The sequence below is a fragment of the Chryseobacterium fluminis genome (assembly GCF_026314945.1).
GTDB lineage: Bacteria > Bacteroidota > Bacteroidia > Flavobacteriales > Weeksellaceae > Chryseobacterium > Chryseobacterium fluminis.
The window spans coordinates 1,162,448-1,178,719 of record NZ_CP111121.1 but is presented as its reverse complement, the minus strand read 5'-3'; the positions used below and the strand labels follow the sequence as shown (position 1 = coordinate 1,178,719).

Sequence of the window (16,272 nt, the reverse complement as noted above, 5' to 3'; positions counted from 1 at the left end):
TTAGCTTTATTTTATTTTATTTTAGAAACTAAATTATCACTCATCCATTCTTTAATTGTTGTCGGTGTTGTAGATGCCTCTGTTCTCGGTTCTGTGTCATACAAGCCGTTACCAATTGCCTTTAGCATATCGGTCAGAGAGTTTGCAAATGCTTCACTTGTATGATGGTCTTCCAAAAGCGTTTTTATATAGTCTCCTTTTGAAACTTGTTGAAAACGAATAGACTTTCCTGTTAATTCACTCATTTGTAAAGCAATCTCATTATAGCTTAAATCTGCCGGACCTTGAACTGTTAACCCTTCAATACCTGTCCAGGTTTTGTCAATTAGTAATTCTACTGCTTTTGATGCGATATCTTTTACTGCGATTTGTGGCGCTTTGTAATCTCCGTCAATGGGCAAAAAAAATGTTCCTGATTTTTTTAGGGATACAGTCTGATACAAAAGGGTTTCAAAGAAGACCGGGCAACGCAATGCCCTTACTGATGCTCCGGATTGACTGATGATGTCTTCGCCTATATGCAGTGCTGTTATAAGACCAGCCTGTAAATTACTTTCTTTGCCGCCGCCGGATAAATAAACAACTCTTTTTGTACCTGCATTTTTGATTGCTTTTGAAGCTACTGTAGCAAATTCTTCGTAGTAAGCATTTACATCTCTTTGTGTATTGCTTTGAGGAACACAAAAATAAAGAGTATCACAGCCTTGTAATGCTTCTGTGAATTCAGATTCATTCAGCAAAGAACCTGTGGCTACTTCTACTTTTTCTAAAATGTTGGCTAATATTTTTTTAGGATCTCTAACAAAAATTCTCACCTGTTGGCTTTGCTCTACCAATTGTTGCAGAATTATTGAACCTGTGTTTCCTGTTGGTGTTGTTATTAAAATCATAATTGAACTTTTATTGTTTAGTGAAGTACAAAGATGATGAGAGTATTTTTCGAAAACGTTGTTCTATGTTCACATTTTCAGACCTTCGATTTTAATCTGCTCAATGTTTGAGGGGTGAGCCCTAAATACGAGGCAACCATTTTGTTTGATAGTCTTGTCAGCCATTTCGCTTGATTTGTCAAAACCCAACGGACTTTTTCTATGGCGTCTAACTTTTGAAAACAATAAATACGTTCCTGTGATTTGATATAAGCTGACTCTAAAATTTGTCGGTAAACGAAAGCAAACTGTGGAACTTTTTCAACTAAATGAAAATAATCGTCACGGTTTATGACTAAAAGTTCCGAAGCTTCAATAGTCTGCATAAATTCAAATGAAGGTTTTTGCTTGATGAGACTTGGTAAAGCAGTGCTGAAAGCATCTTCAAAATGAAAATATCTTGTTCCCTCTTCTCCTTGTTCATTAACGCTAAAAAGTCTTATACAGCCGCTGTTTACAAAATAGTAATGTTTGCAAATTTCGCCTTCTTTCAATAGAAATTCGTTTCGTTTGGTCTTTTTAAGTTTGAAATATGAGGAAATATAAGAAAGTGTCTTATCGTCAATTTCAGTTCTTGTTTTAAAATATTTTTCTAATTGTTTATACACAGATCTTCTTTTTAATCAATTATATTCAATGACAAGATATTAGCTATTCCAATATCCATCCCATTTGCATAAGCTATCGACTAGTAATAAGAGTTGCTTCCCTTTATCAGTAGTAGAGTAAATTATTTGTAAAGGAGCCGTATTCATTCTTTCATTCTTCTCGATTAAGTTGTTTTCGACCAAATTATTTACACGAGTTGCAAGAACATGTTCCGAAATTTCAGGAATGCTTTTAGTTAGTGTAGAAAATTGATTATTCCCTAATGAAATTTCATATAATATTGTCATCAGCCATCGTGTACCTACCAAACTAAGTGTATCATTTACTCTACACCTTTCTGATAATATTCTTCTATTGGCCTGGTTGGTGGAGCTTTCTTTAATTTTCTTTCCCATTACATTACTAATAAAAAAATGAGTTATTGCGTACTACTGATCATCAGCATAGCTTTGGTGCAAAGTTATAAATTAAGTTTATGGAAATTAAAATAGTATTGTTACCAATTGTTACTGATGATTTTGAAGATACAGTAGCTTTTTATAGAAAAATTACTGGTAAAAATGTTTCTCTTTCAGCTGCCCACGACGGGTATCAATTAAATTTAGTGGATCATTTTGTTATTTTGGGTGCTGTGGACGGTCCTGAGGCGCTGGAGATACCTAGCTTGGTTAATGCAATATTTGTAGTTGACGATTTGGAAGCTTTTTGGAAAATACTTGAAAAAGAGTCAAAAAGAATAATTATTCCAGTTAACAGAGTTAGTACAGGTGTTCGATTTATAGTAGAACAAAAAGACGGGAAAATAATTGAATATCTTCAACTTAATGATAATTAAGTCTGATTTATTGCTCTGGGCTGTGCTATCTGTGATTTGTATTTTAATGAAAATATAAAAAAATCAGCTTTCGAGGTTGAAAATTTTACAACTTCGAAAGCTAATTGCTTTAGTGCAGGATTATAATCAACAAAAGTACTCTTAAGATTCTTTGTTCCTAGCAATTCAATTTTTGAAAATTATAATTTTTATCATATTTAGTATTTTTGTTAGAACAAATTTCTACAAGCATACACTCTTAATGTAATAAAGAATATTTACAAATTCAATAGAACAATATGAAAGCATTATTTAAAACGTGGGAAACAAGTCGTAGAATCTATTTAAGTTACTTTGAAAATTATTCATTAGATCAGCTTAACAAAATTCCAAATGGTTTCAACAATAATCTTATCTGGCATATTGGGCATATCATTGTAACACAACAAAAATTGATTTATAGAGGCTCTGGCCTACAAGGATATATTTCAGATGAGTTGTTTAATAAATATCAGTCTGGTACCAAACCTACAGAGCCTGTTTCTGAAAAAGAAGCTGCTGAACTTAAAGGGTTATTGACTTCATTCATTGATTTAACAATAACAGATTTTAAAAAGAATGTTTTTATGACTTACAAAGAACGAACTACAGGTATCGGTTTCCATTTGTCTTCCATCAATGATGCATTTGAATGTAATAATTATCACGAAGGAATGCATTTAGGATATATGTTAAGTATTAGAAAGTTTGTGTAATATTCTTTGAGTAATATTTTTTGGAATTTTATTTTTTAGTATATCTAATCAATTAAAAACTTGACAAATGATTTTACTATATCTGGAAGAAAATGGGACTTAATAACGAGGTGTCAAATTTGTAATTTTGTGAAATGTATATTTATTTCATGCTAATTAAAAATGTGTTTCCCAATAAATAATTTAGAATATATCTGTCTTCAACCCGATGAATCGCTAACCAATATCGTGGAAAGCATCTGGATGGTAAAAAACCACTCTGATGAAGAAAAAGAAGGCATTATAGTTCCCGATGGAAAAATAGATTTATTTCTGTTAGCCGATGAAAATGGAAATTTTGAAATTTTCGTTGCCAGGATATGTTCTGTTCCCATTAACAAACCTCCATTTCCCAAATCTACAATGTTTGCAATCAGCTTTTACCCCATTGCTGCCGAATATATTTTCAAACAATCTTTTGCAGATTTAAATAACACGAAGAAAATACTTCCGACAGATTACTGGGGATTTTCAAGAGATGACCTGATCGATTTCAACCAATTTTACTATAAGGCTATTGAGGTCATTTCTTCGTTATTATCCAAAGAAATAGAAAACCGAAAAAAGAAATTATTTAAACTCATTTATGATTCAAAAGGAGAAATTACTGTAAAAGAAGTCGAAGAAAATACTTTTTGGAGTAGCAGACAAATGAACCGTTATTTCCACAAATGGTTTGGCGTAACGCTTAAGACCTATCTCAATATTATCCGTTTCTCCAACTCATTAAAACAACTAAAAAATGGGGATTTCTACCCCCAACTCAATTATGCAGACCAATCTCATTTTATAAGGGAAGTGAAAAAGTTTGCAGGGGTAAAACCAATTATCTTAAATAAAAACGAAAACGACCGATTTATCCAATTTAGCCTGATGCCGGAAAAGTAATTTTGTTCTGTAATTAAAACAAGAACAAAATGAATTTAAATCACATCAACATCGTTGTACAAGACGTAAATAAAGCTATAAATTTATTTACAAAAGCCTTAAGTTTTAGTTTAATTGTCAATCGAAACAACAAAATGGCAGTTCTGGAAAATGACCATAATTTTGCCTTAGTTATTTGGGGACAGGAATTGAACCACAAGGAAAATACGCCTGAATATCCGGAGAATTTCCACATCGGATTTTATCAGAAGGATGAGCAAGCAGTTTGGGATATCTATGAAAAGTTAAAAACAGAAGCTGACTTACAATTTGAAAGTGAACCTAAGAAAATTAGAAATACGTTTGGTTTCTATTTCTTTTTTGAAAAATTGATGATGGAAATAAGTGTTGATCCATTTAAGGATACTATCAGATAATAAAACTTAACTATAAGTTATTTTAGTGTAAGATTATAGTTAAAACAACTATTATCTTACTGCTTATTTCATTTTAAATTCCGTAGGTCTCATATTGGTCAGCTGCTGAAAATTATTGCTAAATGCAGCTATATTCGAATATCCAATTTCATAGGCTATTTCGGTCATATTCAGATTTGTATCTTTTATCAATTCCATCGCCCGGATAATCCGCAGCATTTTTAAGTATTGAACAAAAGTGATATGCAATTTCGTTTGGAATAATCTGGTCAGACTTCTCACACTCATTCCTGATTGCTGAGCAATTCGATCTAAACTTAGATTTTCATTTAATCGATTTCTAAAACTGTCGATTATGGCATTGAGCCTTTGATCGTCCGTTGTAGGTAGTTGAATGGAGAATTTTTTGAGGTTTTCCTTTGATAATACATTCTTAAGCGTGGATAGAAATTCAAATTCCCACGAACCTTTGTAATAATCACCTTGCCATTTCTCGCTAAATGAGAGCATCTCTGCCAGCAACTTACTAACGGGATAAATACCCAGTTCATCATAAAATTCACCATCTTTTTCGTCTGGAAAGTAAATATTGATAATGTACAAATCCTGTGTATTAAACATCAGATTGTGCGGATAATTTTTTGGTATCCATATGTAATGGTTAGATGGGATATAGAAATCCTTTTCGTCTGTTTGCAAGTAAGCAATTCCACCATAAACCAATAATAACTGAGCCTTATCGTGCTGATGAGCAGGTAAACGCTGCTCCGTCTGTTGTCTCATCACGAGGATTGAATCGGGATTTTGATCCACACTACTTATTAATTGACTAAGTATATCCATGTGGCCAAATATAGCAAATATTAGGCTAATTATATAAAAATGAAGCTAAGTGCGTTGAATAATTTTGCAGTATTAATAGTACCAAAATCAATATGAAACGTAAAATCATAAAACCCGACAAAGATTTTGAACATGAAACACAAGTGAAAAAATCTGAACATCAATTACCTCGTCCAAATAAAGAAATTGATAAAGCCAACATTTACGGGCTGTCTTGTGCTTATTCCAGCCCCTTTATGCCAATGATAGATTTAAGCTTTGCTTTTGATGAGTTGAAAAAGATGCTAAAAACAATGGTTAATAAAGAGAAAGAAACCAATCATTTATAAAAACAAAACCAATGAAACAATATAAAACAGTTTTGATTTTGAGCATACTGATGTTGTTATTTGCACCCTCTATTTACGCTCAACATACAGAAAAAGTCCAATCTTTAAGTTTGGAAGAAATATGGAAAGTTGCAGAAATGAATAATCGACAACTGAAACTATACGACCTAAATCATCAGCAAAGTACAATAGAAATATTGGAAGCCAAAGACCGTTTGTTACCGGAACTTTCGGTAGGAGCAGACCTAAAACTCAATTCTAAATTTCTGATCTATGACAATGGATTATTCTCTTCTCCACAGGATGTGGCTGTAAAAGGCTATGGGTACGGCGTAGGCTACAACTTAAATTTTAATCTTTACAATGGCGGTAAAGACAAAAGGAGCATCGTCATGAAAAAGGAAGAAGAGACACGAAAACAATATGAACTGGATCTCCAAAAGCATAGCGTAAAATATGATGTCGCAATTGCTTATTTTGATTTATACAAATTTTTACATTTCTATGATTTTCTTAATGCAGAGACTGAAGCAGAAAAAAAGCAATTGAGATTAATAGAAAGTCTGCATAAAAACGGCACCGTACTAAAGAGTGATGTGCTGAGAATCTCTGTGAAATTGTCTCAACTGGAACTTAGTCTTTCCGACGTTAAGAAGAAGATTGAGATCGCTAAACAACGGCTCAATATACTGATGGGGCGTAAAAATGATGCTGAATTAACAATACAACCCGAAGATATAATTGAATTAAACGCTATCACAGACGGTGACTATAATGATTATGTAGACATCGCTTTCAACAAATCTCCAGAATACAAAATAGCCATTAGTGACATCAAATGGAGTGAACTGAACGTAAAACAAATGAAAGCTACGATATTGCCTAAAGTTTCTTTGTATTCTAATTATAATTACAACTATCCTCAAATTTCCTTTTATCCGTACTCAAACGATTTGTGGGGATTTGGTCAGACAGGAATTAAAGTCCAGTATTCCATCGATAATTTGTACAAAAGCAAACATACCATTGCTCGTACCCAAGTTGTCAGCAGTCAGGCTAAAGAAAAAGCTGAAATGAAGAAGGACGAAATCTATCTTCAGGTAAGAGAAGTTTATTTACAGCAACAGCAGGCTTTGGAGAGTGTGGAAACGGCAGAGCATAATATCATTAAAACCACCGAAACCGTTCGTGTTATCAGAAGTAGCTACCTGAATCAGGAATCGCTACTGACCGATCTTTTGGAAGCAGAAAATGCTTTATTGGAAGCAAAATTCAATCTGACAACAGCACAAACAAACGTAAAAGTAACCCATATCAGACTATTGGCAATTATAGGAATTCTTTAATACAACTATTATGAACAAAAATAAAACAGATAAAATTATTGTAAACCTAACCAAATGGTTGGGAATTGCATTATTCGTAGGGATCATTATTTGGGGAGCTACCTATTTCTTAAAAGGATATCGCTTTGAACAGACTAATGATGCACAGGTAGATGCTTATCTCTCACCGATAAATGCAAAAGTGGGCGGCTATATCAGCAAAATATACTACAAGGACAATCAACTTGTTAAAAAAGGTGATACACTTGTGGTAATTGAATTGGACGAGTATGGACTGAAAAAAGATGCTGCATCAGCAGAACTCATGAGTTCACACGCCAAATTACCGATTTTGACGGCGAACGAAGAAACGCAACTTAAAAGTATTGAGGTTATAAAAGCACAATTGGAAGGAGCTAAAGCGAGATTGAACCAACAGCAAAAAGAATTTGACCGTTATAAAAATCTACTGTCAGATGAATCTACCACACAACAAAAATTCGACAACATTAGTGCTTCTTTATCCATTGCACAGTCAGATTATGATCAGGCGAAAGCTTCTTTAAAAGTAGCAGAATCTAAACTTAATGATTTTAGAGCTCAAAATAATGCTATAAAGGCAGAGATAAAAATTAAAGAAACACTTGTTCAAAGACAGGAATTGGACATCAGATATACGTTTATCACTGCACCTTTTGATGGACAAATTGGTAAAAAGACCATTCAGGAGGGTCAACTGATACAACCCGGGCAAACATTGGCTTTTTTGGTGAACAAAGCCGAGGAAAAATGGGTGATTGCTAATTTTAAAGAAACACAGATTGGCAAATTCAAGATCGGACAACCAGTATCCATAGAAGTTGATGCCTTTCCGAATGAAAAATTCAATGGTACTATCGAATCACTTTCGCCAACCACAGGTTCACGTTACTCATTGTTACCTCCAGATAATGCTACAGGTAATTTTGTGAAGATCATCCAACGGATTCCTGTAAGAATTAAACTGATCGATATGCCTGAAAAATTACGAAAACTTTCTGCCGGAATGAATGCCAATGTTTATGTTTTAAAAGATTAATAATGCAAGCACATAAAATACCTATTTTCAAATCTTGGGTATCCGAATGGGTGGCGAGATCCGTCATATTTGCTATCCTGATGGCCTGTCTGTTTAGCTTCGCTTTTTACGGTAGTCCGGTTGCAACGATGGGCTTTTACGGCATACAGCCTACCGATGTACAATATGGTATGGTCGTTATCTATGGATCTACCGTAGCTTTCTTAGCATTGGATTTCCGTATCGTAAAATATTTTGCACCAAGAAAATATCTACTGATGGCTCTTGCCGTAAATGCAATATGTTCTGTGATCTGTTTTCATTTCAAAGATTGGACATTGTTTGTTAGTTGCCAGTTTTTTCAAGGAATTACCTGTGCATTAATGTCAGGCATCGTCTTACAACTTATTTTTCCAAGGTTACAATCTGTACGTGCCCGTGTGATTGCCTTTAGCCTACTGTATGGCAGCATACAGATTGCCGTTCCTTTCTATTCTATTTTTACCAGTGTGGTCATTCATTTCTTTGATTATAACTGGCTATTCTACGGATTTATAATCATAGTCATCATTCTAACAATTACTGTTTTGCTAACAATGAACGGTAAAGCTCGATTTACCAAGAAGATTCCACTTTATCAGGTCGATTGGATAGGCTATCTGTTTTACGTGTCTTTTATCTTAATCTTAGGATACATCCTTGTCTACGGGCGACAATTGGGATGGTTCGGTAGTTCATTAATCACTACTCTTAGTGTCGTTGATCTAATTATTCTTTCCCTTTTCATCATTAGAGAATTGAAGCTTAAACGACCATTGATCAACTTGCAGATTTTCAAGACAAAGAATTTTGTCATTGGGCTATTACTACTTTTTACATTTTATATTTTTAAAGGAAGTACAGGACTTGCCTACGGCTATCTTGAGGTGATTTTAGGAAATGACCCACTGAGCACCATTCCTATATGGACGGCTGTAATTTTTGGAACTACATTGAGTATGTTCACTACTTCCAGATTTATCCTGATGGGGTACAACCTGATAAGGATGATTATTGTTGGCTTTGGAATAATGGCGATCTATTATGCTTATATGATACTATTTGTTTCTGTACAGGGTGAAACAATTGATTTCATTCTACCGATGTTTATTTATGGTGTGGCAACAGGAATCCTATTTGTTCCTATTGTTTCATTTACCACTTCATCAGCACCTCCCCAAATTTCTATCAATGCATCGCTTCTTGGTATATTGGCTAGGTTTACAGGGTTTACAGCTAGTCTGGCATTGAATAACGAACTTCAATTATTTGCAAAATCAGGAGTTCGAGAAAAGATTCGGGAATCAATCACGGAAACCAGCCCTCAATTACCAACCACCTTACTGGACATTCAAAATCAATATAATAATTCAGGTAGCGATATCTATACTTCAAAAACAGTATCCTCAGCTTATTTTAATCAAATGATAGGTCATCAGATATTGGCTCGTGCCACCAGGGATTATTATGATTTGATGTTAACAGGTGTGATTTTCGTAATTGTTGTTTTGCTCTTATTACCACAAATTCAAAAAGTTGTTTTGAGATTACGAAAAGGTAATATACCATATTAAAAATCATTTTCATTGAATGTATGTAAAGCTTCTTATGGATAAATTTTATATTAAAACACTAAACAGTTGTTTTATTAGTCTTTGACTAATAAAGTCATACCATTCAAGAGGAAAAAATTCAGGAGGTAATGAGTTGGGCAATTTTTCCTGCAACAATCTTAAAAACTCCAGTTGATCATTTGATTGCGGGTATACATTTCCTATGGCAAAATTCTTTCGAGGAAAATCTGACTTAATATTACTGGACATTCTACCATACATAGTTTACCAAAAAAATATTTGCATTTTCAAAAGCCTTACAGTAATCCCTTATTGCTGCTTCAAAATTTGATCTATTCGGTTTTTTATATTGTTTAACATCAATTATGGCTAATGCACTTTCACTTTTATTATCATCTTTAAAAATTACATCAGGCTGAACATACTTTTTACGTTTATCGCTTATTAAATTTTCAACACGACTCTTCATTTCAGAAAAAACATTGAGTTCTGGAATTTTTATCTTCACACATTCTGTAAATTTTTCAGCAGCACTTCCAAAAGCTGTTCGGTTAATCCTATCTTATTGTAGATATTGAATATTAAACCAAAAAATTCATTACTGAATTTAAAAATCTTTTCGGTACTACGAAAAGGTAGTGATTTTATGTGATGTGCAATTTTCAACTTTACCCCAATAAAAAGTTGATCAACTGTTCAAATCATTATTAACATCAAAAAATCACGTTATGAATATCGAAAGAACAGAATTTATTGCATGGATGGAGAAGATCATGGAACGATTCGACATCCTCAAAGAACAAACGACATCAAACCAATCCCGATTTATTGAGGTCGACGGCGAAGTTCTGTTAGACAATCAGGATGTCTTACAACTTCTAAAGATCAGTTCAAGGTCCTTACAACGTTACCGCACGGACAAAAAGCTTCCTTACTACACCATAAGCGGCAAGCTGTATTACAAACTGTCCGATGTCCATCAGCTCATCAGGGAATGTCTAAGTTCATAAGGAACTGAGACATCAGCTGCCAAAGACCTACCTACAATAACATTTTATATCAATCCATCACAAGTACATCTATTTTCGTCTCATCAAAATCAATTGTGATGGAAGAAACAGCACAGAATGGAGCCGATGAGATCAAGCCAGTGTCAGACACACTGTTGGTCTTGAGCAAGGACACCAATAAGATCGAAATGGTCAAGGGCGTGGACAAAGATGGAAACCTTCAAAAGTTCCCACCAAACGAAATGCAGGAAAGTGGTCAATTGATCCGTGTTGACAAGCACGGTGATCTCTTCTCCAACTTCTTTTCCAATTTCTACCGGCAGCTTAAAAACCCTTCGCATTTTAATTTTTTCAAGGTCTCGGAATACGATGCGGTCAACACAGCCAAAGACCTTCAGCAGTATGTCGATCAGGCATCGCTTGAAGAAAAGGAAAAATTGAAAGAATATGAAGTCCTACCAAAAAATACAAACCCATCAAAAAATCAGAATACAATGGAAAACAACACAGAAACTCAGGAGTACCGTTTCCAGCCTGAACAGATAGACTGGAAGACGATGGAAAAATTCGGGCTTAACCAGGAAAAGCTTGAAAAGCTAAATGCTATGGATCCTCTGCTCAGAGGCTTCAAAACCAACACATTAATTCCCATCACCATCAATCTGGGAACAGCGGTCAGCAAGATGGATGTCAGGCTATCTCTCCAAACCGCAGACAACGGTGAAGTTGCCGTTAACCTGCACGGCATCCGGAAGGAGCCGAACTACAACCTCAAGTTCCTCGGTCATGAATTCACTGACGAAGACAAAAAGAACCTTAAAGAAAGCGGAAATATGGGAAGGGTGGTCGATCTGGTCAATCCCAAGACCGATGAGATCATTCCTTCAGTCATCAGCCGTGACCGCCTGACCAATGAACTGGTGGCTTACAGGGCAGAGTATATGAAGATCCCAGACGAGATCAAAGGAATCCAATTGGACGAGCATCAGAAACAAACCCTTTTAGAAGGCAAGCCTCTCTATCTTGAAGGCATGACCTCTACCAAAGGCACTACCTTCGATGCTACTGTGCAGTTCAATGCCGATAAGCGCTATGTTGAATTCATATTCGACAACAATCAAAAGCTTCAGCATAGCCAGTCTCAAAAAGAAGACAGTTCACAAAACCAGAGTCAAGATCAAAATAAAAACAGCGAACCCCCAAGAGTTTTCAGGGACAAAGAACTGGATGACAAGCAGTATGAAAAATTCAAGGCAGGTGAGACGGTCTATGTTAGTGGTCTTGTTGACAGCAAAGGCAAAGAATATCAGGGCTACATAACTTTCAACAAAGAGACCGCCAAGACCGACTTTTCCTTTACCAATCCCAACAAGCTGAAGGAAAAAGCCCAGCCATCAGAAGCCCATAAAACACAGAAGGCGGTCAATACTGATGGTAAAACCAATGAATCGACCAAAAACATCAAAGAGCCGCTTCAATCCAAACAGCAGGAGCCTGCCAACAAGCAGCAACAGGAGCAGCAGAAAAAACCTGCCAGATCAAGAGGCAGAAAAATGTAATGGAGACCCCATTCCATTAAGGATCTTCGACCTAGCAAGAATAAATCAACCATAACAACCATCAAATCCAAACCTATGAAAGCCATCATTGCAGAAAAACCCAGTGTTGCCAGGGAAATTGCCCAGATTCTCAATGCCAATAACAGAAAAGACGGCTACTTTGAAGGAAACGGCTACTGTGTGACCTGGGCGTTAGGTCATTTGGTATCATTGGGAATGCCGGAAGATTATGGCATAAGAGGCTTTAACAAAGCCTCTCTGCCTATCTTTCCCAATCCCTTTATCCTCACTCCAAGAAAGACAAAGCAGAGCCAATCAAAAAACTACCAAGCAGACCCATCCGCCTTAAAACAGCTCAAGCTCATTAAAAATGTCTTAGGTCAATGCACGAGCATTATCGTTGCGACTGACGCGGGAAGGGAAGGCGAGCTGATCTTCCGCTATATCTATGATCATTTAAAATGCAAAAAACCATTTGAAAGACTCTGGATCAGTTCACTGACCGAAAAAGCCATACAGGAAGGCTTTAGAAATCTTAGACCCGGTTCGGATTTCGATGGACTTTATGAAACTGCAAAAGCCAGAAGCGAAGCCGACTGGCTGGTCGGAATCAATGCTACCCAGGCATTGAGTATTGCAGCGAACAACGATGTCTATTCCTTAGGCAGGGTCCAGACCCCTACATTAGCATTGATCTGCAAAAAATTTCAAGAGAACAAAGATTTTAAACAAAAGAAATACTGGCAGATCCAGTTACAGCACCGAAAGGACTATTTAAATTTTACCAGTCTTTCCAACCAGCAATGGGAAGACAAAAAACAGGCAGAACAGATCTTAAAAGCCATAGAGCGGGAGGGTAGAGCCACGGTAGAAGAGGTCTCCATCAACACGATCAAAGAACAGTCTCCATTACTGTTTGACCTGACAGAACTACAGAAAGAAGCTAACCGAAAGCTGGGATTATCAGCAGATGAAGTATTACAGACCGCACAAAGCCTTTATGAAAAGAAGTTCATCACCTACCCGAGAACCGGAAGCAAATATATTCCTGAAGACCTTTGGCCGGAAATCCCTGAACTCGTAAGAATACTGAATCAATCCGACCCATTCAAACCAGCGATAGCAACACTCAAGTTCGGCAACTTCAACAAACGCATTGTCAATGATCTCAAGGTCACAGACCACCACGGACTTTTACCGACCACTAAAATTCCATCCGCTCTAACTGCCAGTGAAAAAGCCATTTACCATATGATCGTTTATCGCCTGTTTGAATCATTATCAGAGCACTGCTCCAAAGAAGTCAGCCACATCATTATCAAAGTCCATCACTATGAGTTCATTATCAGAGGCTCCAAGATACTAAATAAAGGCTGGCGAGCCATCAAAGGCCTATTGTCTGATGAAGCGAGCCCAAACCAAGATGATAACAGCAATAATAATAGCAACAATAACGAAACACAAGAACCCCAACTCATTGAACTTCCGGAATTCAAAAAAGGCGATGAGCTTAAAATCTCATCAACAGAACTAAATGAAAAACTGACCAGACCTCCCAAACTCTACACTGAAGCTGACCTTCTTTCTGCTATGGAAAACGCAGGCAGGCAAATCGAAGACAGAGATCAGCAGAAAGCTTTAGCCAACATTGGTATCGGTACACCCGCAACTAGAGCCTCCATTATTGAAACCTTAATTACCAGAAACTACATTACCAGAAAAAGCAAAACATTGATCCCAACCGACAAAGGACGAAGGGTCTATGATCTTATCAAAGACCAAAAAATAGCCAATGTCCAGATGACCGCAGAGTGGGAGATGGCACTCCATCAGATTGAAACAAAAGAAATCAATTCAAAACAGTTCATCACTGATATTAAAAACTACACAGCAGAAATTACCCAAGAACTATTATCGCTCAACATTACCCAAGAAAACATCCCGGAGCTCAAATGCCCCAAATGCCAGCAGCATCATCTCATTATTAAAGATAAAATCGTCAAATGCCCAGATGAGCAATGTCAATGGATTTTATTCAGAATGATATGTGGCATACAGCTCAGCATCAACCATATCACTTCCCTCATAACAACAGGAAAAACTCCGCTCATCAAAAATATGAAGAGTAAAAACGGGAAAAAGTTTGATGCTTATCTTATTTTAAAAGATGATTGCCAAACGGCTTTTGAATTTTAATGGACATCGAAGATATACAAAATCCCAGTTGAAAAACTGGGATTTTTTATATCAACTAATCGCTTTTTATTTTGGCGGAGTAGTATTTTTTAAACCATTCAGGATAAACTTCATCATCATTTTCATCCCACATCTTTTCGCCATCTGTATTTACTTTGAAATGTCCAAACATTGTGTGATCTCCGCCTTCTTTTGAATTATCAAAAAAATAAGCTTGATAAACATTCTGAGCTGCTTCATACAATAAATTCATTGAACGGTAGTATCTTTCAATAATTTTTTCTTCAGGTACATCATGTCCATTTTGTTTTACTCTCACCTGTTTAATACGATATACATTAATAGTAGGGTGTTCTGTTGATACAAAATAGAGATATACCTTATAACCTTTAGCTGTTGCCTGCTTTATAATATCGACCTTTCCGCTATGCGAAAAAACCGTTTCAAACGAGAATTTTTTATCTTCGGAAAGCAATTTTTTTCTTAAATAATCTGCGACAATTTGTTCTACCCGCTCGTGCACTCTTTTTTCCTGGTTATCTATAAATTCCTTTGGAAGAGTTAATCGATCATCAGTTATTTGTATGCAGGCTTTGAAATCATCTAAGGTTAAATCAGTTTTTATTAAGCCCGAAGCTTCTACGATTTCAAAAAATTCATCTTCATTGAAGGTGATTTTATATTTTGAAAATAGGCATCCTTTTTTTAGAAGATCTTTTGCAATTTCATCGGCATTGATATAAATGCCAAAATCAAGTTTCACGCCTTTCTGCGTGTCAGTGTCAAGTATTTTCTGAATGATACTACTTTTACCTGAGCCGTTAGGTCCGGCGAAAACTCTCATTCTCTTGTTCATTTAATCACGTATAACTTTTAATTGCTGAGGTTCTTCGCTTATCTTTTCTAATCTTTCGATGTTCCCATTAGAATGCTTTCTAACTACCCATCCTTCGTGTGCAATTACAACATATCCATTAGTATGCATAGCTCTTAAAGCTCCTTCTCTGAAGGCGCTTCTCGATTTTTTTGCTACCATATCTTTGCTTATATATCTTATTTTACTTCCTCTTCTCATATTTTTTAACTTAAAAAACTTAGCAATAATGATTAAATATAATCAATATTCTTTTGTTATTTTTTATTATAAGCAATTTACGAATAAAAAAATTATTAATCAACTTACTATCTATCATTTATTCATTGATGCAATGTAAAAATTTAACAATGATCCCAAAACAAAAATGATAACTGTAATAAAAATTGTTATTTTCGCTGTTCTCAATGATTTTTGAGCGATCTCAATGGATTTTTGTGCAGCATCATTGGATTTTACTGCTATCTCAAGATTTTCTTTTGCCAATTCGACATTTTCCTCAGCTAATTCCATATTCTGATAGTGTTTAACATCTTCATTAGTTTTAAAATCATTTTCAACATAATCTCTGAATGCTTGATTTATAATAATTGTTTTTTTTGAAAATTCTAAAATCAGCTGTACAGCGTCTCTGTCGTGAATCTCTGATGGAATAAATTGATTTCTAGCAATAAGCCCACCATAACGCGAGTTCTTCTCGTCTTGACTTTCTTGATATAGAAATAACATTCCATTCTTTTCCAAATATTGTAGAAGATTGAAATAGTTTATAATTTTCCACGAAAAATTGCGAGCAAAAGTAAAAAATCGCCTTGACCAGTTTTGTAAAGCTCTGCATCAAAACGATATTCTATATGCTCGTTTTCATAATCCAAATATATATCAACGTTAGTCAATTCATTATAAACAACATTACCTATTAGAACATCATTTGTTTTACTGGCTAATCGTAACAATTTTTTTGCAAATTCTTTTTCTTGCTGTGATAAGTTTCTCATAGTTTGTTTTATTATTTT

20 protein-coding genes are annotated in these 16,272 nt (G+C 35.4%); 11 read left to right on the top strand and 9 right to left on the bottom strand.

All coding sequences use genetic code 11. The features are described from left to right. Nucleotides 1-11: 11 nt before the first annotated feature. The 3 genes from ODZ84_RS05390 to ODZ84_RS05380 form a co-directional block, all read right to left on the bottom strand. Entirely contained in the window at nt 12-890 is an 879-nt protein-coding gene (locus tag ODZ84_RS05390; RefSeq protein ID WP_266175972.1) for an NmrA family NAD(P)-binding protein, read from the bottom strand. 77 nt (nt 891-967) lie between these two features. Next, nucleotides 968-1,537 carry a Crp/Fnr family transcriptional regulator gene (locus tag ODZ84_RS05385; RefSeq protein ID WP_266175971.1) on the bottom strand — a complete coding sequence of 190 codons (570 nt, stop codon included), beginning with the start codon at nt 1,535-1,537 and terminating at the stop codon, nt 968-970. 39 nt (nt 1,538-1,576) lie between these two features. After that, complete coding sequence (locus ODZ84_RS05380) at nt 1,577-1,933, bottom strand: winged helix-turn-helix transcriptional regulator (protein WP_266175970.1); 357 nt, start codon at nt 1,931-1,933, stop codon at nt 1,577-1,579. An 80-nt stretch (nt 1,934-2,013) separates the two neighbouring features. On the opposite strand from ODZ84_RS05380, the gene ODZ84_RS05375 reads away from it, so the two are divergent. The 4 genes from ODZ84_RS05375 (at nt 2,014) to ODZ84_RS05360 (ending at nt 4,450) form a co-directional block, all read left to right on the top strand. Continuing rightward, entirely contained in the window at nt 2,014-2,373 is a 360-nt protein-coding gene (locus ODZ84_RS05375; protein WP_266175969.1) for a VOC family protein, read from the top strand. Between the two features lie 278 nt (nt 2,374-2,651). Continuing rightward, nucleotides 2,652-3,107, top strand: a complete 456-nt coding sequence (locus ODZ84_RS05370; protein WP_266175968.1) for a DinB family protein — start codon at nt 2,652-2,654, stop codon at nt 3,105-3,107. 162 nt (nt 3,108-3,269) lie between these two features. Further along, nucleotides 3,270-4,034, top strand: coding sequence for a helix-turn-helix domain-containing protein (locus ODZ84_RS05365; protein ID WP_266175967.1), 765 nt, complete (start codon nt 3,270-3,272; stop codon nt 4,032-4,034). 29 nt (nt 4,035-4,063) lie between these two features. Continuing rightward, nucleotides 4,064-4,450: a VOC family protein gene (locus ODZ84_RS05360; protein ID WP_266175966.1), complete on the top strand. Its 387-nt coding sequence runs from the start codon at nt 4,064-4,066 to the stop codon at nt 4,448-4,450. Nucleotides 4,451-4,513: 63 nt separating this feature from the next. Here ODZ84_RS05360 and ODZ84_RS05355 read toward each other — a convergent pair whose 3' ends face one another. Then, nucleotides 4,514-5,293 (bottom strand): helix-turn-helix domain-containing protein, encoded by a 780-nt coding sequence (locus tag ODZ84_RS05355; RefSeq protein ID WP_266175965.1) that lies wholly within the window; start codon nt 5,291-5,293, stop codon nt 4,514-4,516. Between the two features lie 92 nt (nt 5,294-5,385). On the opposite strand from ODZ84_RS05355, the gene ODZ84_RS05350 reads away from it, so the two are divergent. From ODZ84_RS05350 to ODZ84_RS05335, 4 genes are read left to right on the top strand one after another with little or no spacing between them, the layout of a single operon-like run. Then, entirely contained in the window at nt 5,386-5,622 is a 237-nt protein-coding gene (locus ODZ84_RS05350; protein ID WP_266175964.1) for a hypothetical protein, read from the top strand. 11 nt (nt 5,623-5,633) lie between these two features. Continuing rightward, on the top strand, nt 5,634-6,968 hold the full coding sequence (locus tag ODZ84_RS05345) for a TolC family protein (RefSeq protein ID WP_266175963.1): 1,335 nt from the start codon (nt 5,634-5,636) through the stop codon (nt 6,966-6,968). A gap of 10 nt (nt 6,969-6,978) precedes the next feature. Continuing rightward, the gene (locus ODZ84_RS05340) at nt 6,979-8,025 is read left to right on the top strand and encodes an HlyD family secretion protein (protein ID WP_266175962.1); all 1,047 of its coding nucleotides are present in this window, start codon (nt 6,979-6,981) and stop codon (nt 8,023-8,025) included. A 2-nt stretch (nt 8,026-8,027) separates the two neighbouring features. Next, nucleotides 8,028-9,617: an MFS transporter gene (locus tag ODZ84_RS05335; protein WP_266175961.1), complete on the top strand. Its 1,590-nt coding sequence runs from the start codon at nt 8,028-8,030 to the stop codon at nt 9,615-9,617. A 250-nt stretch (nt 9,618-9,867) separates the two neighbouring features. Here the strand turns inward: ODZ84_RS05335 and ODZ84_RS05330 are convergent, their stop codons facing one another. Next, nucleotides 9,868-10,125, bottom strand: a complete 258-nt coding sequence (locus tag ODZ84_RS05330; protein ID WP_266175960.1) for a hypothetical protein — start codon at nt 10,123-10,125, stop codon at nt 9,868-9,870. 220 nt (nt 10,126-10,345) lie between these two features. On the opposite strand from ODZ84_RS05330, the gene ODZ84_RS05325 reads away from it, so the two are divergent. From ODZ84_RS05325 to ODZ84_RS05315, 3 genes are all read left to right on the top strand, one after another. Next, nucleotides 10,346-10,627, top strand: coding sequence for a helix-turn-helix domain-containing protein (locus ODZ84_RS05325; protein WP_201134281.1), 282 nt, complete (start codon nt 10,346-10,348; stop codon nt 10,625-10,627). Nucleotides 10,628-10,725: 98 nt separating this feature from the next. Then, on the top strand, nt 10,726-12,186 hold the full coding sequence (locus ODZ84_RS05320) for a DUF3945 domain-containing protein (protein WP_266175959.1): 1,461 nt from the start codon (nt 10,726-10,728) through the stop codon (nt 12,184-12,186). Between the two features lie 75 nt (nt 12,187-12,261). Continuing rightward, entirely contained in the window at nt 12,262-14,382 is a 2,121-nt protein-coding gene (locus ODZ84_RS05315; RefSeq protein ID WP_266175958.1) for a type IA DNA topoisomerase, read from the top strand. 55 nt (nt 14,383-14,437) lie between these two features. Here ODZ84_RS05315 and ODZ84_RS05310 read toward each other — a convergent pair whose 3' ends face one another. The 4 genes from ODZ84_RS05310 to ODZ84_RS05295 form a co-directional block, all read right to left on the bottom strand. Then, the gene (locus ODZ84_RS05310) at nt 14,438-15,226 is read right to left on the bottom strand and encodes a hypothetical protein (RefSeq protein WP_266175957.1); all 789 of its coding nucleotides are present in this window, start codon (nt 15,224-15,226) and stop codon (nt 14,438-14,440) included. A 12-nt stretch (nt 15,227-15,238) separates the two neighbouring features. Beyond that, a complete protein-coding gene (locus tag ODZ84_RS05305; protein ID WP_266175956.1) occupies nt 15,239-15,457 on the bottom strand; it encodes a hypothetical protein in 219 nt (72 codons plus the stop codon). A 114-nt stretch (nt 15,458-15,571) separates the two neighbouring features. Next, complete coding sequence (locus tag ODZ84_RS05300; protein WP_266175955.1) at nt 15,572-16,000, bottom strand: hypothetical protein; 429 nt, start codon at nt 15,998-16,000, stop codon at nt 15,572-15,574. A 23-nt stretch (nt 16,001-16,023) separates the two neighbouring features. Beyond that, the gene (locus ODZ84_RS05295; RefSeq protein WP_266175954.1) at nt 16,024-16,254 is read right to left on the bottom strand and encodes a hypothetical protein; all 231 of its coding nucleotides are present in this window, start codon (nt 16,252-16,254) and stop codon (nt 16,024-16,026) included. Nucleotides 16,255-16,272: the final 18 nt, after the last annotated feature.